Origin of the sequence: uncultured Thiodictyon sp., assembly GCA_903837595.1 — a bacterium.
Lineage (GTDB): Bacteria > Pseudomonadota > Gammaproteobacteria > Chromatiales > Chromatiaceae > Thiodictyon.
The window spans coordinates 1-22,168 of record CAILVI010000527.1 but is presented as its reverse complement, the minus strand read 5'-3'; the positions used below and the strand labels follow the sequence as shown (position 1 = coordinate 22,168).

At 66.3% G+C, this 22,168-nt stretch carries 18 protein-coding genes and 1 pseudogene; 13 read left to right on the top strand and 6 right to left on the bottom strand.

All coding sequences use genetic code 11. The annotated features are described in order from the left end of the window. Window positions 1–8: 8 nt before the first annotated feature. Window positions 9–305 (top strand): annotated as a pseudogene (locus tag QZY44_RS36050) (SBBP repeat-containing protein); the annotation flags it as partial. A gap of 96 nt (window positions 306–401) precedes the next feature. Beyond that, on the top strand, window positions 402–4,007 hold the full coding sequence (locus tag QZY44_RS32100) for an alpha/beta fold hydrolase (RefSeq protein WP_295457212.1): 3,606 nt from the start codon (window positions 402–404) through the stop codon (window positions 4,005–4,007). A gap of 15 nt (window positions 4,008–4,022) precedes the next feature. Here the strand turns inward: QZY44_RS32100 and QZY44_RS32095 are convergent, their stop codons facing one another. Together QZY44_RS32095 and QZY44_RS32090 are read right to left on the bottom strand one after the other, a co-directional pair. Beyond that, window positions 4,023–4,814 (bottom strand): potassium channel family protein, encoded by a 792-nt coding sequence (locus tag QZY44_RS32095; RefSeq protein WP_295457207.1) that lies wholly within the window; start codon window positions 4,812–4,814, stop codon window positions 4,023–4,025. A 78-nt stretch (window positions 4,815–4,892) separates the two neighbouring features. Then, a complete protein-coding gene (locus QZY44_RS32090; RefSeq protein ID WP_295457204.1) occupies window positions 4,893–5,882 on the bottom strand; it encodes a serine/threonine protein kinase in 990 nt (329 codons plus the stop codon). Between the two features lie 134 nt (window positions 5,883–6,016). Here QZY44_RS32090 and QZY44_RS32085 point away from each other — a divergent pair, with 134 nt between their 5' ends. Continuing rightward, window positions 6,017–7,024 carry a hypothetical protein gene (locus QZY44_RS32085; RefSeq protein WP_295457201.1) on the top strand — a complete coding sequence of 336 codons (1,008 nt, stop codon included), beginning with the start codon at window positions 6,017–6,019 and terminating at the stop codon, window positions 7,022–7,024. Between the two features lie 234 nt (window positions 7,025–7,258). Here the strand turns inward: QZY44_RS32085 and QZY44_RS32080 are convergent, their stop codons facing one another. Genes QZY44_RS32080 through QZY44_RS32065 form a run of 4 tightly spaced genes read right to left on the bottom strand, consistent with a single transcriptional unit; the run spans window position 7,259 to window position 9,373 of the window. After that, a complete protein-coding gene (locus QZY44_RS32080) occupies window positions 7,259–7,612 on the bottom strand; it encodes a hypothetical protein (protein WP_295457198.1) in 354 nt (117 codons plus the stop codon). Window positions 7,613–7,652: 40 nt separating this feature from the next. After that, window positions 7,653–8,264 carry a VCBS repeat-containing protein gene (locus QZY44_RS32075; protein WP_295457196.1) on the bottom strand — a complete coding sequence of 204 codons (612 nt, stop codon included), beginning with the start codon at window positions 8,262–8,264 and terminating at the stop codon, window positions 7,653–7,655. Then, entirely contained in the window at window positions 8,221–8,964 is a 744-nt protein-coding gene (locus QZY44_RS32070) for a VCBS repeat-containing protein (protein ID WP_295457193.1), read from the bottom strand. The genes QZY44_RS32075 and QZY44_RS32070 overlap by 44 nt, the downstream gene beginning before the upstream one ends. Next, complete coding sequence (locus tag QZY44_RS32065; protein WP_295457190.1) at window positions 8,933–9,373, bottom strand: hypothetical protein; 441 nt, start codon at window positions 9,371–9,373, stop codon at window positions 8,933–8,935. The genes QZY44_RS32070 and QZY44_RS32065 overlap by 32 nt, the downstream gene beginning before the upstream one ends. 594 nt (window positions 9,374–9,967) lie before the next feature. Here QZY44_RS32065 and leuC point away from each other — a divergent pair. From leuC to accD, 10 genes are all read left to right on the top strand, one after another. Next, window positions 9,968–11,371 carry a 3-isopropylmalate dehydratase large subunit gene (gene leuC, locus QZY44_RS32060; RefSeq protein WP_295457215.1) on the top strand — a complete coding sequence of 468 codons (1,404 nt, stop codon included), beginning with the start codon at window positions 9,968–9,970 and terminating at the stop codon, window positions 11,369–11,371. Then, window positions 11,372–12,004 carry a 3-isopropylmalate dehydratase small subunit gene (gene leuD, locus QZY44_RS32055; RefSeq protein ID WP_295457187.1) on the top strand — a complete coding sequence of 211 codons (633 nt, stop codon included), beginning with the start codon at window positions 11,372–11,374 and terminating at the stop codon, window positions 12,002–12,004. It abuts the gene before it with no gap. Between the two features lie 168 nt (window positions 12,005–12,172). Then, window positions 12,173–13,246, top strand: coding sequence for a 3-isopropylmalate dehydrogenase (gene leuB / locus QZY44_RS32050; protein WP_295457183.1), 1,074 nt, complete (start codon window positions 12,173–12,175; stop codon window positions 13,244–13,246). 79 nt (window positions 13,247–13,325) lie between these two features. Next, window positions 13,326–14,441 (top strand): aspartate-semialdehyde dehydrogenase, encoded by a 1,116-nt coding sequence (gene asd / locus QZY44_RS32045; RefSeq protein WP_295457180.1) that lies wholly within the window; start codon window positions 13,326–13,328, stop codon window positions 14,439–14,441. A 96-nt stretch (window positions 14,442–14,537) separates the two neighbouring features. Next, complete coding sequence (locus QZY44_RS32040; RefSeq protein WP_295457176.1) at window positions 14,538–17,468, top strand: FimV/HubP family polar landmark protein; 2,931 nt, start codon at window positions 14,538–14,540, stop codon at window positions 17,466–17,468. Window positions 17,469–17,516: 48 nt separating this feature from the next. After that, complete coding sequence (gene truA, locus QZY44_RS32035; RefSeq protein ID WP_295457173.1) at window positions 17,517–18,344, top strand: tRNA pseudouridine(38-40) synthase TruA; 828 nt, start codon at window positions 17,517–17,519, stop codon at window positions 18,342–18,344. Between the two features lie 183 nt (window positions 18,345–18,527). Then, a complete protein-coding gene (locus QZY44_RS32030) occupies window positions 18,528–19,169 on the top strand; it encodes a phosphoribosylanthranilate isomerase (protein WP_295457170.1) in 642 nt (213 codons plus the stop codon). After that, window positions 19,159–20,391, top strand: a complete 1,233-nt coding sequence (trpB, locus tag QZY44_RS32025) for a tryptophan synthase subunit beta (protein ID WP_295457168.1) — start codon at window positions 19,159–19,161, stop codon at window positions 20,389–20,391. Before QZY44_RS32030 ends, trpB begins: the two co-directional genes overlap by 11 nt. Next, window positions 20,388–21,203 (top strand): tryptophan synthase subunit alpha, encoded by an 816-nt coding sequence (gene trpA / locus QZY44_RS32020; protein ID WP_295457165.1) that lies wholly within the window; start codon window positions 20,388–20,390, stop codon window positions 21,201–21,203. The genes trpB and trpA overlap by 4 nt, the downstream gene beginning before the upstream one ends. Window positions 21,204–21,282: 79 nt before the next feature. Continuing rightward, window positions 21,283–22,168 (top strand): acetyl-CoA carboxylase, carboxyltransferase subunit beta (gene accD, locus QZY44_RS32015; RefSeq protein ID WP_295457162.1); only part of this gene is annotated, 886 nt, incomplete at its 3' end.

Genomic DNA, 22,168 nt, shown 5'->3' with positions numbered 1-22,168 from the left:
ATGCATTCATCTTTAAGCTCAATGCTCAGGGAAGTGCTCCAGTCTACTCCACTTACCTGGGTGGAAGCTCCGATGATGTAGGGAGTGCTATAGCCGTTGACGGCGCTGGCAGCGCCTATGTGACGGGATACACATCGTCCAGCGACTTTCCCACGCAGAGCGCACTTTATCCGAACCCGGGGGGTTGGGAAAATGCATTCATCTTTAAGCTCAATGCTCAGGGAAGTGCTCCAGTTTACTCCACTTACCTGGGCGGCAGCTCCTATGCTGAAGGGAGGGCTATCGCCGTGGACGGCGCTGGCAACGCCTATGTGACGAGAGGTGGCGGAGATGGATTAATCTTTAAGCTTAATTCCCAGGGAAGCGCTTCATTTTATTCCACTTACCTGCGCGGCGCCGCTGTGAGCGCGATCGCCGTGGACGGCGCTGGCAGCGCCTATGTCACCGGGGGCACCAGCTCCGCCGCCAACTTCCCTACGGTCAACGCCCTGTATCCCAACCCGCGGGGTGCCTACAATGCTTTTGTGACCAAGATCGCCGACACCGGTCTCCCTAGCGACGGCCCCGTCGTCGATCTCCAAGTCCTCGACGCCATCGATTTCCGCTCTGGCGCCATCATCAGCAGCGATCCGATCACCCTCGGCGACCGCGGTAAGGGCCGCGCGATGAGCGGCGTCGCTACCGACGGTTTGGCGCAATTGGTGCTGCGCGCCCGGACCAATCATCCCGGAACCGTGACCTTCTCCATCGCCGGGGCGGACGGCGGTGCAACCGGAAAGCCGACGGAGGACGGTCAATTGCTGTCGCGATACGGCAGTCAGCCCGGCAATAATACCCTCGCCGTAGTGGCCGAGCCGATCGCCTACAGGCCCGGCGAATACTACGCCTTCGCCCGCTACTTGGCCCCGGAGACCTTCCCCCGCGCCAGCGTTCCGGCGGACCTGAGCGCCGCGCAGCGGCCGTTGCGGCTGCGGGTCCAATTCGCACCCAGTGACGGCACCCCGCCACCAGCGCAACCGCTGGACCGCTTGCTGACTGTGGTGCGCCCGCCGGTGGTTCTGATCCATGGCTTGGCGTCGAACAGTGAGACCTGGAACACCTTCATCGCCAAGCTCAAGCAGCGGATTCCGGGGATCGCGGTCGATGCCGAGGTGGGCGATTACCGTTATAGCAATCTTGCCCATTTCTCGGTGAATGAGCCGATGCCGCCCGCGGCGGTTATCCGCGCCCGCAAGGCCTATCAGGATCGAGGGTTGGCGACGATCCAGGCGGATGTGCTTGGTCACAGCATGGGCGGTGTCCTGAGCCGGATTGCGGCGAGCAGCGGTTGGTACAAGAACGACAGCAACTACCGACAAGGTTACTTCCACAAGCTGGTGACAGTGGACTCGCCCCATCATGGATCGGCTTGGGCCGACTTGCTCTGGGCGTCGTTGAATCGGCCAGTCGGTCCGGGGATCGAGAAGCTACTGGGTATCCCATCGGCCCAGTATCTCGGGGCGATCGAGGATTTGCAGACAAATAGCGGCCCCCTCTGCGCTATGCTCGAGCAGCCGACTGATATTCGTGCACACGTCATCGTGGGCGACTATACGCCGACGGTCAATGACCTGGCGGACATCGCGTGCCTGGCGAATAAGGCGATGCGCGACCCCACCCTGTCGAGTGTCTGTCAGGTGTGGGGCCTGGTGAAGGCGGCCGGTTTCGATACCCGCGTATCGACCAATTTCCCGCTGGGCGGGGACTTGGTCGTGGGGGTCGAGAGCCAGCGGGATGGGTTCGCCGAGTGGGCGCCCCAGACCAGTCAGTTCGATCATATCCACATGGCCTTCGCAGACCGTCCGGCAGCGCTGGAGACGGATGCGGTGGCGGATCGGGCGGTGGAACTGCTGAATGCTTCGTCCGCGGACGGAACCCTGTTCGGTGCCGGGTTCCCCATCTCCGCCTGTGCGCAACAGTCCGCATCCTCCAACCTCCAGCGCAACGCGGCGGTCGCACCCGCAGCAGCGCCGGGCGGCCTCCAGTTCACGGCGCCCGCCGACGGCAGTACCGTAACACCGGGGCAGGTGGTGACGGCGACGGCCCAACCGGACGCCGGGGTCAACTTGACGACGCTGATGCTGATCAGCCTGGGTGACGTGCAACAGCGAGCCGCGCCGCCTTGGGAGTTTGCACTCACCATCCCGGGGACTGCGGTCGGTCCCTTCGGCATCGCACTACTCGGCAAGGATGCCGCAGGCACCTTCTACGGCGCCGAGCTGACGCTGAACGTAGTCCCGGCCAGCGCGTTGCAAACCCTGAGCATCTCGCCGGCCAATGTCTTCATCACCGACGCGGGGCTGCCGCAATCCCTAGCGGTCATGGGCAACTATGCGGACGGGACCCAACGGGACCTGACCGCACCGCGGACCGGGACGACCTACGCGAGCCAGGACCTAGCGGTTGCGGACTTCGATGCGGACGGGCGGGTGACGGCCGTCGGTAATGGAACCACGACGGTCGCGGTAACCAACGGCCCCGTAACCGGCACAGTCGTGGTAGCCGTGCAGATGGAGACCGACTTGGGCATCCATCAGACGCCGGCCCCGAGCCCGGTGGAACCGGGTACGGATCTCACCTACACCATCGCGGTGACTAACGTTGGGCAGACGGCGCGGGAGGTCCAGGTGGAGGACCACTTGGCTGCGGACAGCCAGTTTATCGCCGCAAGCGGTGACGGTTGGGGCTGCATCGAGGCGGGCGGGGCGGTGAACTGCTATCGGGAGTCCCTGGACGCCGGTGCGACCGCCACGATCAACCTGGTGGTGAACACCCCAACACCCTGCAACGTCATCACCAATCAGGTCGCGGTCAACGCCAGCACCCCGGACGGTGATGCGGACAACAACGTCAGTATCGTCACCACGCCTTGTGCGGTGCCGACCTACGCGCTGACCGTGGCCAAGTCCGGCACCGGGTCGGGTATTGTCACCGGCAGCGGCACCTATGCGACCGGTGCCCCCGTCACCCTCTCCGCAACGGCGGATTCCGGCAGTACCTTCGGCGGCTGGACCCCCAGTCCCTGTGCCGACAGTTTCGCCATGCCGGCCAACGACCTGACCTGCACCGCGACCTTCACGGCCAACACCTACACCCTGACCACCGCCAAGGCCGGCACTGGTTCAGGTACGGTCAGCGGCGACGGCACCTTTACGACGGGTTCCCCTGTCGCCCTCAGTGCGACGGCGGCTGCCGGCAGCACCTTCACCGGCTGGAGTCCCAGCCCCTGTGCCGACAGTTTCGCCATGCCGGCCAGCGACCTGACCTGCACTGCCACCTTCACGCTCGGCTATGCCCTGACCCTGAGCAAGGCGGGCAATGGAGCCGGCATCGTCAGCGGCGGCGGCATCTATGCGGCGGGCGCCCCTGTTGCCCTCACTGCGACGTCGGATCCCGGCAGCACCTTCACCGGCTGGAGCCCCACCCCCTGTGCCGCCAGTTTCGCCATGCCGGCCAGTGCCTTCACTTGTGCGGGCACCTTCACCCTCAACGCCTATGCCATCACCACCACCGCCGAGCCGACGACAGGCGGCGCGGCAAGCTGTACTCCCAACCCGGTGGACCAGGGCAGTACGAGCCTCTGCACGGCCACGGCCAACCCTGGCTACACCTTCCTGGCGTGGAGCGGCGATTGCACCGGCGCCAGTTGCCTACTGACCAACGTCACAGCGGCCAAGGGCGTGACGGCCAACTTCGGCTTCAGCATCGTCGCCAGCGCCAATCCGGCCAGTGCCGGCACGGTGAATTGCACGCCCAACCCGGTCACGCCCGGGGGTTCCAGTACCTGCACCGCCACGATCAGCCCGCGTTATGTGTTTGCCGGTTGGCGCGGGGACTGCGCGGGCCAGGGCGGCACGACCTGCACCCTGAGCAACATCACCTCAGCCAAGGCCGTCGCGGCGACCTATGTCGAGATGGCGCTGGTGCTGCCCAGCCGCGGCGGCTGGCGGGCAACCATGAGGCACTGAGCGTAGCGCGCGAACTCACTCCCCGCCCCGTCCCCGAGGACCTTGTGCCATGTGCATCCCGACGATCTGGGCCACGACGACAGCGATATAGAACTGGCCGAAGACCGTTTCGAGCATGGCGAAGGCTGTCACCGGGCCGCGCAGTGGGGTAATGTCGCCATAGCCGACCGAGGTCAGGGTCGCGAGGCTGAAATAGAGAAACAGCCCACCACCCGCATTAGCGTCGCCGAACTGGGCGGCCAGGTCGGGGCTGATGTTGAATGAACCGGGGATGAGGATCGCGCACAAGGCGTAGAGGTTTTCCCAGGCCCCGCCGGCCAGGAGATAGCCGCTCACGGCCCCGAGCACGTCGTCGGTGCGAATGCGCTCCTGATGGAAGACATCGCGCAGGATCAAGGCGGCGGCCCAGCCGTGAAACACCATCAGAAGGGACTTCTCGAGGATATCCATCCAGGCATGGGCGGCGTCCGGAAAGAGGTATCGGACCCAACCCAAGGCGATCACGAGTACCCCCGACCCGATGGCCGCAAACCGGCCCCGGCGCCCCTCGAAAACGACCAGGATCATCACGAAGAGCGAGATGCCCACCAGCAGTTCAGCAATCACGGTCGCCGCGACCAGGTGCCGGTCAACCGATTGGACGATCAGGGCGCAGATCAGGATCAGTAGTAACAGTAGATATTTGTGCCTGTGGAGCCGCCCGGTCCAGCCGTCTTCCATCGCGTTCCCAGCCGCGCGATGGTGCGTCGCCCGGGCGCCGAAGAGTGGACGCGACGTCTGGGACCGGCGGTGCTGCCCTTCTGGCATGGGTAATTGTCTCGGAGTGCGGTATTGGGTTTCGTAGGTCGGGTTAGCGAAGCGTAATCCGACGCAAGATCAAAATCCTCAGGCCGACCACAACGGCCCTTCCTCCATCGCCGCGATCTGCTCGCGCAGTGCCAGGATGTGGTCCTGCCAATAGTGCTGGGTGTTGAACCAGGGGAAGGCGGCGGGGAAGGCGGGGTCCTCCCAGCGGTGGGCGAGCCAGGCGGCGTAGTGGATTTGGCGTAGCGTGCGCAGGGCCTCGATCAGGTGCAGTTCCCGGTGGTCGAAGTCGCAAAAGTCTTCGTAACCGGCCAGCACGTCCGCCAGTTGGCGGGTCTGATCGGGGCGCTCACCGGACAGCAGCATCCACAGGTCCTGCACCGCGGGTCCCATCCGGGCGTCGTCGAAGTCGACAAAGTGCGGGCCGGCATCGGTCCATAGCAGGTTGCCGCGGTGGCAGTCGCCGTGCAGTCGGATCGCCGTATAGTCGCCGGCCCGCGCAAAGGAGGCTGCGACCCCCTCAAGCGCCTGATCGACCACCGAGGTATAGGCCGGGAGCAGGTCTTTGGGAATCCAGCCACCGGCGAGCAGGAAGTCCCGCGGCTGAGTGCCAAAGGACGGGATGTCGAGCGTCGGGCGGTGCGCGAAGGGGGTCACTGCGCCGATGGCATGGATACGCCCGAGCAGGCGGCCTAGCCACTCCAGCACCGTCGGATCCTCCAGTTCGGGTGTGCGCCCGCCGCGCCGCGGACTGAGCGAGAAGCGGTGGCCGCGGTGTTCGTGCAGGGTCCGCCCCTGCGTGGCGAAGGGCGGGACCGCCGGGATCTCCGCGTCCGCCAGGTCCTGGCTGAAGGCGTGTTCCTCCAGGATGGCGGCGTCGCTCCAGCGACCCGGCCGGTAGAACTTGGCGATGACCGGCGCTGCCTCGTCGAGTCCGACCTGATAGACCCGGTTCTCATAACTGTTGAGCGCCAGCAGGTGTCCGTCGGTGGGGAGTCCGATGGACTCGACCGCGTCGAGCACCCGGTCTGGGCTGAGGTCTGCGTAAGGGGTAGGGTTCAAAGTGTTCATGCACTGATTCTAGCCGGGATCGGGCGGGGCGTGCGGCCGATCTGCGGCCACCGCCACGCGTGGCAGGTTTGCGTTGGGTGCGGCAGCTCGGCATCATCCTGGAGAATACCGGCCGAGACTAAAGAGACCGCCCCATGTGCCAGCACTTGAGATTCAGCAGCGCGGCTGCCCGCCTCCTGATCATCGCAACCTTACTGATCGCCCCGGCCGTGCATGCGCAGGCGCCCACCGTGCCCCCGGCCGGCGTGACCACGGCTGCGTCGTCGCCACCCCTGCGTTTTTTCGCGCTCGGTGACCTGCCCTACAGTGAGTCCGAGGTCGTGCCTTTGCAGGCGCTGCTGGCCGCCGCCGCCGTCCAACACCCGCCGTTCATCGCCCACGTCGGTGACATCAAGTCTGGCGGCAGCCGCTGCGGCGACGAGCAGTTGCGGGCCATTGCCGCACTCTTTCGCGCGGTGCCGGTGCCGCTGGTCTTCACCCCAGGGGACAATGAGTGGACCGACTGCCACCGTCTGACGGCCGGGGGGCTGGACCCGCGCCTGAGGCTGGCGCGGGTGCGGGAGGTCTTCTACGATGACCCGACGGTGCTGCGCCTCGACGCGTTGGGCCTGACCCGAGCCGGGCCGCGCTTCCCGGAGATCTACGGCTTTGTCGTGGACCGGGTGTTGTTCCTCGCCCTGCACATCGTCGGCAGCGACAACGGGCGCGATCTCCATGACCCGGCGGCCATGGCCGAGTTCACGGCGCGGGAGGAGGCCAATCAGGCGTTCCTGACCCGGATGTTGGCGTCCGCGCCGGGTCGGGAGGCGCGCGCGCTGGTCCTGATGATGCAGGCGGACCCGCTGTTTGAGCGCGAGCCGGGGCAGCAAGGTTTCCGTGGTCTCAAGGATCGACTGATTGCGCTGATGGGGCAATTCCGCGGGCCGGTCCTGTTGATCCACGGCGATACTCACCGATATCGGCAGGATCACCCGCTGCTGGACCCGGTGCGGGGGACTGCGTTCGAGCGTTTCACGCGGGTGGAGGTGCCGGGGGCGCCGATCGTCGGCGGGGTCTGGATTACGGTCGACCCGCAGGCGCCCGAACCGTTCCATGCGCAGCCAGTGTATGCGACATCGCTCGATTCCATGGGGTCGCAATAGCGGCGCCGCCGCGACCCTAACGCGCCGCGGGTTGCTCCGAGGGTGAGACTTGAATGGCTCTGATCCTGTCGCCATTTTTCGGCAAACTCAATTGAGCCTGGCCCCTTTTGGGGCCATTCGAGCCTGGTCCCTTTAGCCCCGAGCGTGGGCGTCACCCGGTCCTAGGTGGTGACCCGGTTCGATCAGGCGGCGGGAACCCTGCCGGCCGCGCGCTGTGGGCTGATGGGGTTTAGGTTACGGCCGCGCGAAGGTTGTCACTGCACTCGCCGCACTCCAGCCGGCGCTCAGGTCACCAAGGGCGTAGATGCGATACGTGTAGCTGGTGCCGCTGGTCTGTTCATTGAACGGGGCGGGACGCGAACAGACGGTGGTACCGCCGGGGAGTGGTGGTGTGGTGGCGGCGACGACGGTACCGCCATAGCCCGGGGGCGTCGCGCTCGCGAGCGATTCGCAACCCGCCTTCGTTTGGGCGAGCGCCATATCAACCACCAGGTGGTCAAACGGTGCGGTGCGGGTGACCGGCCACCGCTGGGCCCACATGCCCCATGACGGTGTGGTGTCCGGGGCCGGCCGGTTGTAGTGAATCACATACCTGATCGTGCTGCCCCAGGTCGGGCTGCCGAAGTTGCTATCGGTCGAGCGTGGGGGGGGGCGAGATATACATGGTGTTGCCGACGAAGTTCAAGGCCAGGTCAGAGATGTTGGGCCGCACCGAGACCGTCGGAGACGGTGCGGCGGTGGGATTGACGGTGATCAGGTCCAGTTTGTAGTCGTTGTTGATGTCGTACAGGGCCGAGTAAGCCGCGCCTGACCCCTGCACAAAATTCACCATCCGGTTCTGGCTAAAAGTGCCGCTCAAATTACCCATGAATATGGAGACTAGACGCAGTGCCTTGTCGGTCAGCACGATGTCCTGAATGCCATCGTCGTTGACATCCGCGGCCAGCAAGGCATTGGTTAAAAAGTAGGGGAAAGGTATTTGCGCGGGCGCGCCGAAGGTGCCGGCAGGACCGGGGGACGCACCGTTATTCATCAACACCGAGATGAAGGGGAGGCAGGCAGTGGCGATATCCTTGTAGCCGTCTCCATTGAAATCAGCCACCGCGACCGATTCCGATGGGCCGGACGACGAATAACGCGCGGCCGCCGCGAAACCGCCGATGCCATTGCCCAGGAGGACACCCATCGACGCGTTGCTATAGTTGGTGGTGATGATATCGAGGTGGTTGTCGTTGTTCACGTCGGCCAGTACCACCCAGCGCGGGTTGGTGATGGCGGGGGCCGGGGCCGTCTCCACATTGGGTGCCATTTGCCGGGAAAGTCCCATTGCCATTGAGCACGCTGAGAAAGACGCTGACGGTATTGGCGGTCGAGTTGGCCGTGACGATGTCGAGCACGCCATCCTCATTCAGATCGCCGAGCGCGACCGAGGTTGGGGTCGTGCCGGCGCCGGTCTGGTATTCGACATGCGTGGGGAAGTCGCCGCCGTTTCCATTGGCCAGCAAGACGGACACGCTATCGGCGCCGGGCGCCTCGTTGGCCGTGACGATGTCGTTGAAGTTGTCGGCCGTTCCGCCGCTGGCCGGCGTATTATTGAGGCTGCCGATCGCCGCCTGGTTGGGATTCTGGCCGGTCGTGAAACTGGCCTCGGCCCGGAACGTCCCGTTGCCATTGCCCAGCTTAATGGACACTGAATTCCCGGTGCTGATGGGGAGCACCAGGTCCGCAAACGTATCGCCGTCAATGAGACCGAGGGCGAGCGTGTTGGGTGTTGGTGTGACCGCGATATCGGTGTTCGTGGTGAACTTGGGGTTCGGGCCAACGGTCTGGGCCGCCATCACCAGGGCCGGGATGGCGAATAAGGTGCCTCCGGTCAGGAGGGTCGGGAGCGTCTTTCGGCGCTGCCACTTATTGGGGGTGCGAAGCGCTTTCCTGGACATGATCGTCTCCCGGCTGGGTGATTAGGTTTAGGTTTCTTTCTTGCGTGTTTGAAGCGTTCGAGCCCAGTTCCTCGCGGCGGGACTCAAGCAGGTCAACAATGAAGCTGACCGGTTTCCTGAGTCCTTCCGGAGCGGCATAGACCGGCAACGTGGTGTTGATATGCTGGATCAGGGCCAGCTTGCCCGCATCCACACGCGGGCTCACCGTTGACGTCGACACGATGCGCTCCTTTTCCGTTAACGAAAAGCTAACACAAGCAGCATTAAGGAAAAATTCTATCGCCGGTTCTGCTTTGGAAGCAAGGTTTTCTTGTGCAGCCGATCTCGGTGGCGAGGCCCAATGATTGGGAGCGGCGACGGCCGATAGCTGGCAGGTGTCCGCCGGGGTGTGGATAACGAAGGCCGGCATCTGTCGAGCGTCGCCACCGGCTAACGGCCATGGCGCCCGCACCACCACCCCGCAAGATGAAAGTGGCGGGCGCCTTGGCTGTTCCCCTCCCCGGCCTTCCCCCAATAGGGGAGGGAGACGTGGAGCGCGCTCCCGGCGCGACTTTCACGGTAAGCCTCGACGGTTGCGGAGGGGCCGCCGCGGGCCGCAGCGATGATCAAGGCCCGCACCAACACGACGACGCACTGCCAGGAGACCCGAATGGAGACCGCAGCGCACTGCCTCAACAAGCTCGCCCAGGCCACGCATCGCCCCGAGAACGAACTGATGGTGGCCGCCTTTCGCGTCGGCCTCCATCAGCTCTGGCGCGAGCTGACACTCGACCGTTATCTGCGGGGCGAGCTCGCCCGTCCCCAGGCCATCGCGGAGGCCAGTATCGACGCGGTGGAACTGGCAGATCGGCCGCGGCGGGCGGTTGGCAGGTGCGCCGAGGCGGTTGCGAGTGACCACCGCGCCGCCGTCGGGGCACCGCCGGAATTGAGTTTGCGGCCCGCCCCGTCTATCCTTGCGCGTTGCGCTTTTTTGCGTGCCCGATTTAGCGAACGAGGTGGCGTCATGGGTGCCCGAACCCTCTACGACAAACTCTGGGACGATCACGTGGTGCGGGTGGACGAGGACGGTACGGCGCTCCTCTACATCGACCGGCAACTGATCCACGAGGTAACCTCCCCCCAAGCCTTCGAGGGCCTGCGCCTCACGGGGCGCGCCCCCTGGCGGTTGGCGGCGAACCTGGCAGTACCTGACCACAATGTCCCGACCACGAACCTGGCCGCGGGGATCACCGATCCGGTCGCGCGCCTGCAGGTGGAGACCCTGGGTGAGAACTGCCGGACCTTCGGCATCACCGAGTTCTCGATGGGCGATCCGCGCCAGGGTATCTGCCATGTGATCGGCCCCGAGCAGGGCTTTACCCTGCCCGGCAGCACGCTGGTGTGCGGCGACTCACACACCGCGACCCACGGGGCCTTCGGGGCGTTGGCGTTCGGCATCGGCACCTCGGAGGTCGAGCATGTGCTCGCTACTCAGTGCCTGCTCCAGCGCAAGTCCAAGGCCATGCTGATCAGCGTCGACGGCGCGGTCGGCCCCGGGGTGACCGCCAAGGACATCGTGCTCGCGATTATCGGTGAGATCGGCACCGCCGGCGGCACCGGCTATGTGGTCGAGTTCGGCGGCGCGGCGATCCAGGCACTCTCCATGGAGGGGCGGATGACCGTCTGCAACATGGCCATCGAGGCCGGCGCCCGTGCCGGACTGGTGGCGGTGGACGAGAAGACCATTGATTACATGCGCGGTCGGTACTTCGCCCCCAAGGGCGACCGGTTCGAGCACGCGGCGGCCAACTGGCGCTCCCTCACGAGCGATCCGGGTGCCGACTTCGACCAGGTGGTGCGCCTCAACGCCGCGGACATCAAGCCCCAGGTGACGTGGGGGACCTCGCCAGAGATGGTGCTGCCGATCGACGGGCGGGTGCCGGACCCGGATGCCGAGTTGGACGCGACCAAGGCCGACGGCATCCGCCGCGCACTCGCCTACATGGGGCTCACCCCCGGCACGCCGATTACCGAGATCCGTCCGGACAAGGTCTTCATCGGCTCCTGCACCAATTCGCGGATCGAGGACCTGCGCGCCGCGGCCGTCGTGGTCGAGGGTCGCCACGTCGCCCCGAGCATCAGGTTGGCGCTGGTGGTCCCGGGCTCCGGTCTGGTCAAGACGCAGGCGGAGGCCGAGGGCCTGGACCGCATCTTTACCGCCGCCGGCTTTGAGTGGCGCGAGCCTGGTTGTTCCATGTGCCTGGCGATGAATGCGGATCGCTTGGAGCCCCAGGAGCGCTGTGCCTCCACCTCCAACCGCAATTTCGAGGGCCGGCAAGGCCAGGGCGGGCGCACCCACCTGGTGAGCCCGGCGATGGCCGCTGCCGCCGCGGTGACCGGTCATTTTGTCGACGTGAGGACGCTGTAGATGGAGCCGTTCAAGAACTTCACCGGGGTCGTGGTGCCGCTGGATCGGGCCAATGTCGATACCGACGCCATCATCCCCAAGCAGTTTCTCAAGAGCATCAAGCGTAGCGGTTTCGGCCCCTATCTCTTTGACGAATGGCGCTATCTGGATCATGGCGAGCCGGAGATGGACTGCACCGGCCGGCCGCTGAATCCGACCTTCGTGCTCAACGACCCGCGCTATGCCGGTGCCCAGGTCCTGCTCGCGCGGGAGAACTTCGGCTGTGGGTCCTCGCGTGAGCACGCCCCCTGGGCACTGGCGGATTTCGGCATCCGGGTGATCATCGCCCCGAGCTACGCCGATATCTTTTTCAACAACTGCTTCAAGAACGGTATCCTGCCGATCATTCTTGAGTCGGCGACCGTCGATCGGCTGTTCACCCATGCGCACCGGCCCCAGGCCCTGCATCTGCGCGTGGACCTGCCGGCCCAGACGCTGGAGTTCGACGGGCAGACCGTCCACTTCACCGTGGACTCCTTCCGCAAACACTGCCTGCTCGAGGGCCTGGACGACATCGGTCTGACCCTCCAGCATACTGACACCATCCGCGCCTTTGAGGCGCAGCGGCGGGTCGCGGCGCCCTGGCAGTTCTGATGATGCGTCCGGGTGCCGACTTGTAGGGTGGATAAGGCGCGCGGCACAGTATCTTGAACTGGCACTGAGCCTGCACGCGCCGCATCCACCAAACCCCCGGGGCATCTTGGTGGATGCGCTGCGCTTATCCACCCTACGGCTACGGCTGATGATTTTGGAGATGATTGATTGAGCAAGAAAGTTCTAGTACTCCCGGGTGACGGTATCGGCCCGGAGATCATCGGTGAGGCGGTCAAGCTGCTCGACGCACTGAATGCGAGCGGTGCGGTGGCGATCGAACTCGAACACGGACTGGTGGGCGGGGTTGCCTACGACGAGACGGGCGACCCGCTGCCGGCGCAGACCCTGGAGGCCGCCCGCGGTGCCGATGCGGTCCTGCTCGGTGCCGTCGGTGGGCCCAAGTGGGAACCACTGCACATCTCCAAGCGCCCGGAGCGGGGATTATTGGGTCTGCGCGCCGGCCTGGGGCTCTTCGCCAATCTGCGCCCGGCCATCCTCTATCCGCAGTTGGCCGGGGCCTCGACCCTCAAGCCGGAGGTGGTCTCCGGGCTCGATATCCTGATCGTGCGTGAATTGACTGGTGACATCTATTTCGGCCAGCCGCGCGGGATCGAGACCCTGCCGTCGGGCGAGCGCCGGGGTATCAACACCATGGTCTACACCGAGTCCGAGGTGGAGCGCATCTGTCGCGTCGCCTTCGATCTGGCCATGAAGCGCCATCGTAAGGTGTGTTCGGTGGACAAGGCGAATGTACTGGAGTGTACGGAGATGTGGCGTGAAGTTGCGACCAGCGTCGGCGCCGATTATCCGGACGTGGCGTTGAGCCACATGTACGTGGATAACGCGGCCATGCAACTGGTGCGCGCGCCCAAGCAGTTCGACGTGATGGTGACGGGTAACCTGTTTGGTGACATCCTCTCGGATTGTGCCTCCCAGCTCACGGGCTCCATCGGCATGTTGCCTTCGGCCTCGCTGAACGCTGCCGGTCAGGGCATGTACGAGCCGATTCACGGCTCGGCCCCTGATATCGCGGGTAAGGGCGTGGCCAATCCGCTTGCCACGCTGTTGTCGGTGGCCATGATGCTGCGCTACTCGCTGGGTGCCCCCGTGGTGGCGGACCGGATCGAGGTGGCGGTATCGCGCGTGCTCGATCAGGGGCTGCGCACCCCGGACATCATGTCCGAGGGGATGCAGCGGGTGGGGACGGTCGCGATGGGTGAGGCGGTGGTGGCGGCGCTCTAACAGTGGTTAGTAGTGGTCAGTGATCAGTGGTTGGTGAGAGCTGGCCGCTCTACTTAAGTATCTGTGCGGATTTGCTGAAATGAATCGTGTCGGGTTTGTCGGTTGGCGGGGGATGGTGGGTTCGGTCCTCATGGAGCGCATGCGCGCGGAGGATGACTTTGCGCACATCCCGGAGTCCGTCTTTTTCACGACATCCCAGACCGGTCAGCCCGGACCGGATGTGGGGCGCGGCAGTCTGCCTTTGGGCGACGCCGCAGATCTGGCGGCCCTGGGCGAGTGTGACGTCATCGTCACCTGCCAGGGCGGCGACTACACCAAGGCGGTCTACCCGCGGCTGCGCGCCGCCGGTTGGAACGGCTATTGGGTCGATGCCGCCTCGACTCGCCGCATGGAGCCCGATGCAACCATCATCCTCGACCCGGTCAACCGGGCGGTGATCGACGCCGCGCTGGCCGCTGGGCAGCGGGACTTCATCGGGGGCAACTGCACCGTGAGCCTGATGCTGATGGCCATCGGCGGGCTCTTCAATGCGGGGGTGGTCGAGTGGGTCAGTGCCATGACCTACCAGGCCGCCTCCGGGGCCGGAGCCAAGCAGATGCGGGAACTGCTCCAGCAGATGGGGGCGCTACACGGCACCGTCGCCTCGCAGCTTGCCGATCCGGCGTCTGCCATCCTGGAGATCGATCGGGTCGTCACCGCCACCCTGCGTGCCGGCGATTTTCCCACCGCGCACTTCGGAGTACCCTTGGCCGGGAGTCTGATCCCGTGGATCGACACCGAACTGCCCAACGGCCAGAGCCGGGAGGAATGGAAGGGTCAGGCCGAAACCAACAAGATTATGGGCCGCAGCGCCGACCCCATCCCCGTCGACGGACTGTGCGTTCGGATCGGGGCGATGCGCTGCCACAGTCAGGGTTTGACGATCAAACTGAACCAGGACCTGTCCGTGACTGATGCGCAGCACCTGATCGCCGCGGCCAATGACTGGGTGCGGGTGGTCCCGAATGAGCGCGCGCGCACCAGCGCCGAGTTGTCACCGGCGGCGGTCACCGGGCGCCTCCAGGTCCCGGTGGGGCGTCTGCGCAAGATGAATTTGGGCGAGCGGTATCTGGCCGCCTTCACCGTCGGGGACCAGTTGTTGTGGGGCGCGGCCGAACCGCTGCGGCGGATGCTGCGCATCCTGCTTGAACGCTGAGTTCGGCGTTGCGCGTCCACGCCCGGCCCCACCCTTGGTGGGCGGGCGCGGATCAGATATAGTTCCGAGCAATTGATGCGGAAACGAGGGAGGGGGATGTCTCACAAGCTTTGCCTGGCGCCAGCGCTGGTGCTGGCCCTGGCCAGCGGGCCGGCGCATGCCTTGGGAATCGGTGGCATCCGCCAGCAGTCGGCCCTTGACCAGCCGTTTGTCGGTGAGATTGATCTCGTCGATGTCAAGCCGGACGAGCTCGATGCCGTCAAGGTGCAGATCGCCCCCCAGACGGAGTTCAGCCGGGCCGGCACCGAGCGCTATCACTACCTGACCAAGCTGCGCTTCACGCCCCAGATCTCCCCGCGCGGTAACCCGGTGATTCGCGTCTCCAGCCGGGAACCCATGCGCGAACCCTACATGGACTTTCTGGTGGAGGTCGTGTGGCCGAAGGGACGCCTGGTGAAGCAGTACACGGTGCTTCTCGACCCCCCGGTGACCACTGCTCGCGCGGCCCCGCGGATTGCAGAACCGGTGGTGGATCAGCCGCCGCCGGGCCGACCAGCCCCCCGCGCCGCCGAGGCGCCTCCGGCCCGCGCCGCTGCCACAGCTACGCAAGCGCCTCCCGCCCGGCCCGCCAAGGCGCCCCCGCGGTCGCAGCCCGTCGCCGCGCCCGGCGGGGAGTCGGGCAAGCGCATTGGTCCGACGCGCTCTGGGGCCGGACTCTGGCGCCTTGCGCTTGGCAACACGCCGCCCGGGGCTACGGTGTCACAGACTGCCATGGCGCTGTATCGCACCAACCAGGACGCCTTTGCCAACGGTGACATCAATCGGCTGATCATCGGCAAAATGCTGACCCTGCCGCATCCGGGCGAGTTACTTGCCCTCAGCCCGGAGGCCGCCAAGCTGGAGTTCGAGTCAGCGATCAAGGGCGGGAAGGTCCGGCGCAGTCCGATCGCCGGCCCCGATGCCCCCGCCGGAGCTCCCGGTAAAGGCGATGCACGGTTGCGCATTGCCGGGGCCGCCGGGGATGGCGCCAAGTCGAAGGCCGCCGCAGCGGACAGTGGGGGCGGCGGTGCGCAGGACATGGAGAAGGAACTGCTGTTGGTGCGTGAGACGAGCGAGAGCGCCCGTCAGGAGACGGTCGAACTGCGCGGTCGAATCCACGATCTGGAATCCCAGCTCAGCGAGATTCAGCAGTTGCTGCGGCTACGCAACGAGGAACTGGCTCGGGTCCAGAGTGGGGCGGGGCTTGCGCCGGGCGTCAAGGCCGCGGCGGCGGATGCACCCCCGGCAGTGCCGCCAGTGGCGAGTGCCACGGGTGCTAGTGTCGCGGCGTCTCCGGGTGGTGCCCGGGGTCAATCGGCGGACGCCGGTACGCCCAGCGCGGTCACCGCGGTTGGGTCCGCGAGTGCTGCCCGGGCGTCGGTCGCCGCGCCGACTGCCGTGGGCACCGCTCCCAGCGCCGCCGGGGCGACAGCTGCGGCGCGCCCGGGCATCATACCCGCGGGGACGTTTCCCTGGTCGCAGAGCCGGCCGTCGTCGCCGGCGCCGGCCGGAACCGGGGCGCCAGGCCGCCCCCCGGTGGCCACCAGCACCAAGGCTGGGGGGTTAGCACCGACCCCGGGCGTGTCGGCAGCCGGTGGCGGCTCAACCTGGTACGCCTTGCTGTGGCCACTGGCTGCTGTCGCTGCCGTGACCGCGCTGGGCATTGGTGCGTTGGCCTGGATGCGCACGCGGCGACGGCTCGGCAGTGGCTCCGATGGCGAGTTCGATGCCGTCGAGTCGCTGCCTCCCGAGTCGGCTGCTGCCGGTGCGAAGGATGCGGGCGCGGGGGGCGACGTCGCTCGCGCGGGTCCGAGCCTCGACTTAGCGACCTTTGGCCTGGAGGAACCGGAGCCGGCGCCGGCGCCGGAGACGGATATGACCACGGACATCGACGAAGCCGATATTCTCTCGGAGGCGGATATCTATATCGCCTACGGTCGCTATCGGGAGGCGGAGGACCTGTTGCGGGCGGAGATGCGACACACCCCAGGTCGCCTGGACCTCATGTTCAAACTCGCGGAGGCCTACTACGCTGAAAAGGATACCGTGGCCTTGCGTGGGCTGATGCAGGAGGTGCAGGCGGCCGGTGGGGATCGTTCGAGTCCGGCGCAATGGCGGCGTCTGTCTGAGATGGCCGCCGCTATCCCAGTCAACGCGGACGGCCTGCCGGCATCCGCGCCTCCTGCACAGGGCGTGGCCAGTGGTCCCGCGTGGGACCACGAACTCATGAACGATGCTACCGAGACCGTCGGCACCGAGTCGGCCGAGGTCTATACAGTGGATGTCAGCGACTTCCATGAGTCCTTGGCTACACTCGCACTGACCGAGGCGCCCCCGCGCGTCCCCGGTCTCGGCGCGCCGGCACCAGCGCGACCGCTCGTCGGCGCGCCGTCCGGCCGCGGTACCGCGGGCAGTGAACCGGGCAGCGCCGCTGCGCTGGCGTATCCGCCGCCGTCCTTGTCGGCCGAGCCGTTACTCAGTCTTGATCTGAGTCTGGATACATCGTTCGACGGCCAACCGCTCGCGGAGGCCTTTGACCCGGTCGGTGGTTCGGTGGCCGCGCCTGGGGACTCGGCCCTGGAACTGAACCTTGATGATTCACTGCATAACCCCGTCGGTCATTCGGCGGTCCCCGATGCGTTGGACCAGTACTTCGACCTGGACTCGGTCGGGACGATCCCGCAGCGTGGTGATCTTACGCTGACCAAGGGCGGGGGCGCAGCGGCAGTGTCGTCACCTGCAAATCACCCGCCCCCCGCGACTGATCTGCCGACCACGCGCGGGTCCCCGGACTCGGACGCGCTCTCCTCCCAGTGGCAACTGGACTCCAGCGTATGGGACGAGGCCGCCACCGCGCTCGACCTGGCCCGCGCCTACATCGAAATGGGTGACCACGAGTCCGCCAAGGGCATTTTGGAAGAGGTGGTCGGCGAGGGTAGCGAGGCGCAGTGCGCGGAGGCCCGGGAATTGCTGCGGCGTGTCGGTTGAGTGTGGCCGAGCGCGCACTCGTCGTTGCCCGCGCGCGCAGCGCTCGCCATGTCCACTGAGCGAATCGCCCTGGGCCTGGAGTATGACGGCAGCGCATTTTGCGGTTGGCAGACCCAACCGCGGGTGCGTACCGTCCAGGAGACCCTGGAGGCAGCGCTCTCGCGGGTAGCTGACCACCCGGTGCGCTTGCAGTGCGCGGGACGCACCGATGCGGGGGTCCATGCGCTGGAACAGGTGGTCCATTTCGACACGACGGCCAGCCGCACGGCGCGCGCCTGGGTGTTGGGGAGCAATGTCAACCTGCCGGCTGACTGTGCGGTGAGTTGGGCGCAGCCGGTCCCGCCCGCCTTTCATGCCCGCTTCTGCGCCTGCGCGCGTCATTACCGCTATCGCATCCTGACGCGACCCACCCGCTCGCCCCTGGAGCGTGATCGCGCACTGTGGATCCATCGCCCGCTGGACTTCGGGCGCATGCAGGCGGCGGCGGCGGCGCTGGTCGGCGAGCACGACTTCACCAGCTTTCGTGCCCTGGGCTGCCAGGCCAAGAGCCCGGTGCGGCGGATTCACTATCTGGACCTGACGAAGGCGGCCGGGGTGATCGAACTGCGAGTCGCGGCCAACGGATTCCTGCACCACATGGTGCGCAATATCGTGGGGGTCTTGCTCGCCATCGGGCGCGGTGATGCGCCGGTGGACTGGACGCAGGAACTGCTGGCGGTGCGCGACCGCACCCGCGGCGGGGTCACGGCGGCGCCCCAAGGGCTGTATTTCGTGCGGGCGGACTACCCGGCGGAGTTCGGTTTGCCCCAGCGTTTACATGATCTATTAGGAAAAACAGAAGGTTGCGGCCGCCGGGGAGCAATTGGACAGGATTAACAGGATTTCGCGGGATTTCCAAGATTTCCACTGTCCGATAGCCACTTAGTTATTTTCCTGTTAATCCTGAAAAATTCTGTTAATTCTGTCCATTTTCTACGGGCTGATAAGGTCTTCATTGTGTTCTTGGCGCCTTGGCGAGGACAACAAATGGTTCCTGGCGATCCGGTCTTGCGAGGATTGATGACTAGAACTCGGGTTAAGATCTGCGGCCTGACGCGTCCCGCGGACGTGGCGGCCGCGGTGGCGGCGGGGGTCGACGCGATCGGGCTGGTGTTCTATCCGCCCAGCCCGCGGGCAGTCACGCCGACGCTGGCGGGCGAGCTCTGCCGGCTGCTGCCGCCCTTCGTGACGGCCGTCGGGCTGTTCGTGGACGAGACGGCCGCGACGGTCCGCCGGGTCCTGGAACAGGTGCCGCTGGATCTCGTGCAATTCCATGGTGAGGAGCCGCCCGATTTATGTGCGAGTGTCGGCCGGCGCTGGATGAAAGCGATCCGGATGCGCCCTGGGGTCGAGCTTGCGGCCCTGGCGGATGCCTATCACGGCGCCGCCGGGCTGCTGCTCGACGCCTACGACCCCGCGCTCCCGGGGGGGACCGGATCGGCCTTCGACTGGGGGCGTATCCCCCCCGACCTAGCCTCGCGGATCGTGCTGGCCGGGGGGCTCGATCCGACCAACATCGCCGCCGCGATCACGCGCGTGCGGCCCTACGCCGTCGACGTGAGCGGTGGCGTGGAATCCGCCCGGGGTATCAAAGACCCGGCCAAGATTTATGCGTTTATGCAAGGTGTACGAGATGGCGACAACGCCCGCAATGCTTTCTGATCGGGGTCCCGCAACGGGCGCGGGACCGGGCTATCACTGGCCCGATGCCAACGGCCACTTCGGCCCTTACGGCGGGCTCTTCGTGCCCGAGACTCTCATGTATCCCCTGGAGGAACTGCGGGCGGCCTATGAGCGCTACCTGGCGGACCCCGAGTTTCTGGCCGAACTGGATGCGGACCTCCAGGACTACGTAGGCCGGCCCTCGCCCATCTATCACGCCGTGCGCTGGAGTCGGGACCTGGGCGGCGCCCAGATCTACTTGAAGCGCGAGGATCTCAACCACACCGGCGCCCACAAGATCAACAACACCGTCGGCCAGGCACTCCTGGCCCGGCGCATGGGCAAGACCCGGATCATCGCGGAGACCGGGGCTGGGCAGCACGGGGTGGCGAGTGCCACGGTGGCGGCACGTCTGGGCCTGGAATGCGTGGTCTATATGGGCGAGGTGGACGTGGCCCGCCAGGAGGCCAATGTCTATCGCATGCGGCTCCTGGGTGCCCGGGTGGTGTCGGTCAAGTCCGGCTCCCGCACGCTCAAGGACGCGCTCAACGAGGCCATGCGCGACTGGGTCACCAATGTCGATGACACCTTCTACATCATCGGCACGGTCGCGGGTCCACACCCCTATCCGGCCATGGTGCGGGACTTCCAGGCGGTGATCGGGCGCGAGGCGCGCGCCCAGATGCTGGCGCGCACCGGGCGCCTGCCGGATGCACTGGTGGCCTGCGTGGGCGGCGGTTCCAACGCCATCGGGCTCTTCTATCCGTTCATTGAGGACGCCGGGGTCGCCCTATACGGGATCGAGGCGGCCGGTGACGGGCTCGAAACCGGCCGCCATGCCGCGCCGCTCAATGCCGGGCGGCCCGGCGTGCTGCACGGCAACCGTACCTATCTGATGGAGGACGCCAACGGCCAGATCATCGAGACCCACTCGGTCTCGGCCGGTCTGGACTATCCCGGGGTCGGCCCCGAGCACGCCTGGCTCAAGGACACCGGGCGCGCCCGCTACGACGCCATCACCGACGCCGAGGCCCTGGCGGCCTTCCACACCCTGACCCGCACCGAGGGCATCATCCCGGCCCTGGAGTCGAGCCACGCACTGGCCTATGCGGCCAAGCTCGCGCCCACCATGGGCGGCGATCAGACCATCCTGGTCAATCTCTCCGGCCGTGGGGACAAGGACATGCACACGGTCGCCAAGCACGAGGGTCTGGTCCTGTGAGCCGCATCGCCACCCGTTTCGCATCGCTCAAGGGCCGTGGTCGCACCGCCCTGATCCCCTTCGTCACCGCCGGCGATCCGCAACCCGCAACCACGGTGCCGCTGATGCATGCCATGGTCGCGGCCGGGGCGGACCTCATCGAACTGGGCGTGCCCTTTTCCGATCCAATGGCCGACGGCCCGGTGATCCAGCGTGCCTCCGAGCGCGCCCTGGCCCAGGGCGTGTCGCTGCACGACGTGTTGGGCATCGTGCGCGCCTTCCGCGCCGACGATCCGGACACCCCGGTGGTCCTGATGGGCTACCTGAACCCGATCGAGGTCATGGGCTACGAGCCGTTTGCCGCCGCGGCCCAAGCGGCGGGGGTCGATGGTGCACTGGTGGTCGATGTGCCGCCGGAGGAGGGCCATGACCTGGTGGCGGCCTTGCGCGGCCACGGACTGGATCTGGTCTATCTGCTCGCGCCGACCTCCACCGACGCGCGCATCCGGCGCATCGGCGAGGTGGCCTCCGGCTTCGTCTATTACGTCTCGGTCAAGGGGGTGACCGGCTCCGCGTCACTGGATACGGACGCGGTTGCGGCGCGGGTGGACACGATCAAATCACTGATCCCACTGCCGGTTGGGGTAGGATTCGGGATCAAGGACGCGGACACCGCCGCGCGGGTCGCGGCGGTGGCGGACGCGGTGATCGTCGGCAGCGCGCTGGTCAGTCGGATCGAGGAACTCGGGACGACCCCCGAGTTGATCCCTGGTGTGATCGGGGATTTCCTGGCGACCCTGCGGGTGGCCATCGACGCCGCGGATGCCGGGTGAATAGAGTGTCTGATCTTCTTCTCGAGTCGAACGGTTCTTAAGGGCGGGGGCGAACGTGGCGATCAATAGAGAAACGACCATGAGTTGGTTTGAGCGGCTGATGCCCAGCCGCATCCGCACGGAGGCCAGCCACAAGCGCGCCGTGCCCGAGGGCATCTGGGCCAAGTGCCCGGGCTGCAACGCCATCCTCTACCGGGCGGAGTTGGAGCGCAACCTGGAGGTCTGCCCCAAGTGCGGTCACCACAACCGCATCCGCGCTCGCCGCCGCCTGGACGGTTTTCTCGATCCGGAGCAACGCGAGGAGTTGGGCGCCGAGATGGAGTCCGCGGACCCGCTCAAGTTCAAGGATCTCAAGCGTTACAAGGACCGTCTGGCCGCGGCCCAGAAGGCGACCGGGGAGAAGGAGGCCATGGTGGTCCTGCGCGGCCGGCTCAAGGGCGAGCCGATCGTTGCCGCGGCCTTCGAGTTCGAGTTCATGGGCGGTTCCATGGGCTCAGTGGTCGGTGAGCGTTTCGTGCGCGGCGTGGATAGCGCCATCGAGCAGGGCGCGCCGCTCGTGTGCTTCTCCGCCAGCGGCGGGGCGCGCATGCAGGAGAGCCTCTTCTCGCTCTTCCAGATGGCCAAGACCAGTGCCGCGCTGGGGCAGTTGCGCGAGCGCGGTCTGCCGTTCATCTCGGTGATGACCGACCCGACCATGGGCGGCGTCTCGGCCAGTCTGGCGATGCTCGGCGATCTGAATATCGCCGAGCCTGGGGCCTTGATCGGCTTCGCCGGCCCGCGGGTCATCGAGCAGACGGTGCGCGAAAAGCTCCCCGAAGGCTTCCAGCACAGTGAGTTCCTGATGGAAAAGGGCGCGCTCGACATGATCGTCGACCGCCGTGACCTGCGCGACCGCGTGAGCGAAGTACTCGCGATCCTGATGCGGCGCGGACGGCATCCGGATACGGGGCGTACGGCATGTACCT

Excerpts from the sequence above, each read along its gene's own strand:
- QZY44_RS32070 (WP_295457193.1), bottom strand. The coding sequence starts at position 8,964 with ATGTCCAGGAAAGCGCTTCGCACCCCCAATAAGTGGCAGCGCCGAAAG.
- QZY44_RS32065 (WP_295457190.1), bottom strand. The coding sequence starts at position 9,373 with ATGCCGGCCTTCGTTATCCACACCCCGGCGGACACCTGCCAGCTATCG.
- QZY44_RS32030 (WP_295457170.1), top strand. The coding sequence starts at position 18,528 with ATGACTAGAACTCGGGTTAAGATCTGCGGCCTGACGCGTCCCGCGGAC.
- QZY44_RS32095 (WP_295457207.1), bottom strand. The coding sequence starts at position 4,814 with ATGCCAGAAGGGCAGCACCGCCGGTCCCAGACGTCGCGTCCACTCTTC.
- QZY44_RS32040 (WP_295457176.1), top strand. The coding sequence starts at position 14,538 with ATGTCTCACAAGCTTTGCCTGGCGCCAGCGCTGGTGCTGGCCCTGGCC.
- leuD (WP_295457187.1), top strand. The coding sequence starts at position 11,372 with ATGGAGCCGTTCAAGAACTTCACCGGGGTCGTGGTGCCGCTGGATCGG.
- truA (WP_295457173.1), top strand. The coding sequence starts at position 17,517 with ATGTCCACTGAGCGAATCGCCCTGGGCCTGGAGTATGACGGCAGCGCA.
- trpB (WP_295457168.1), top strand. The coding sequence starts at position 19,159 with ATGCTTTCTGATCGGGGTCCCGCAACGGGCGCGGGACCGGGCTATCAC.
- QZY44_RS32085 (WP_295457201.1), top strand. The coding sequence starts at position 6,017 with ATGTGCCAGCACTTGAGATTCAGCAGCGCGGCTGCCCGCCTCCTGATC.
- leuC (WP_295457215.1), top strand. The coding sequence starts at position 9,968 with ATGGGTGCCCGAACCCTCTACGACAAACTCTGGGACGATCACGTGGTG.
- asd (WP_295457180.1), top strand. The coding sequence starts at position 13,326 with ATGAATCGTGTCGGGTTTGTCGGTTGGCGGGGGATGGTGGGTTCGGTC.
- QZY44_RS32090 (WP_295457204.1), bottom strand. The coding sequence starts at position 5,882 with ATGAACACTTTGAACCCTACCCCTTACGCAGACCTCAGCCCAGACCGG.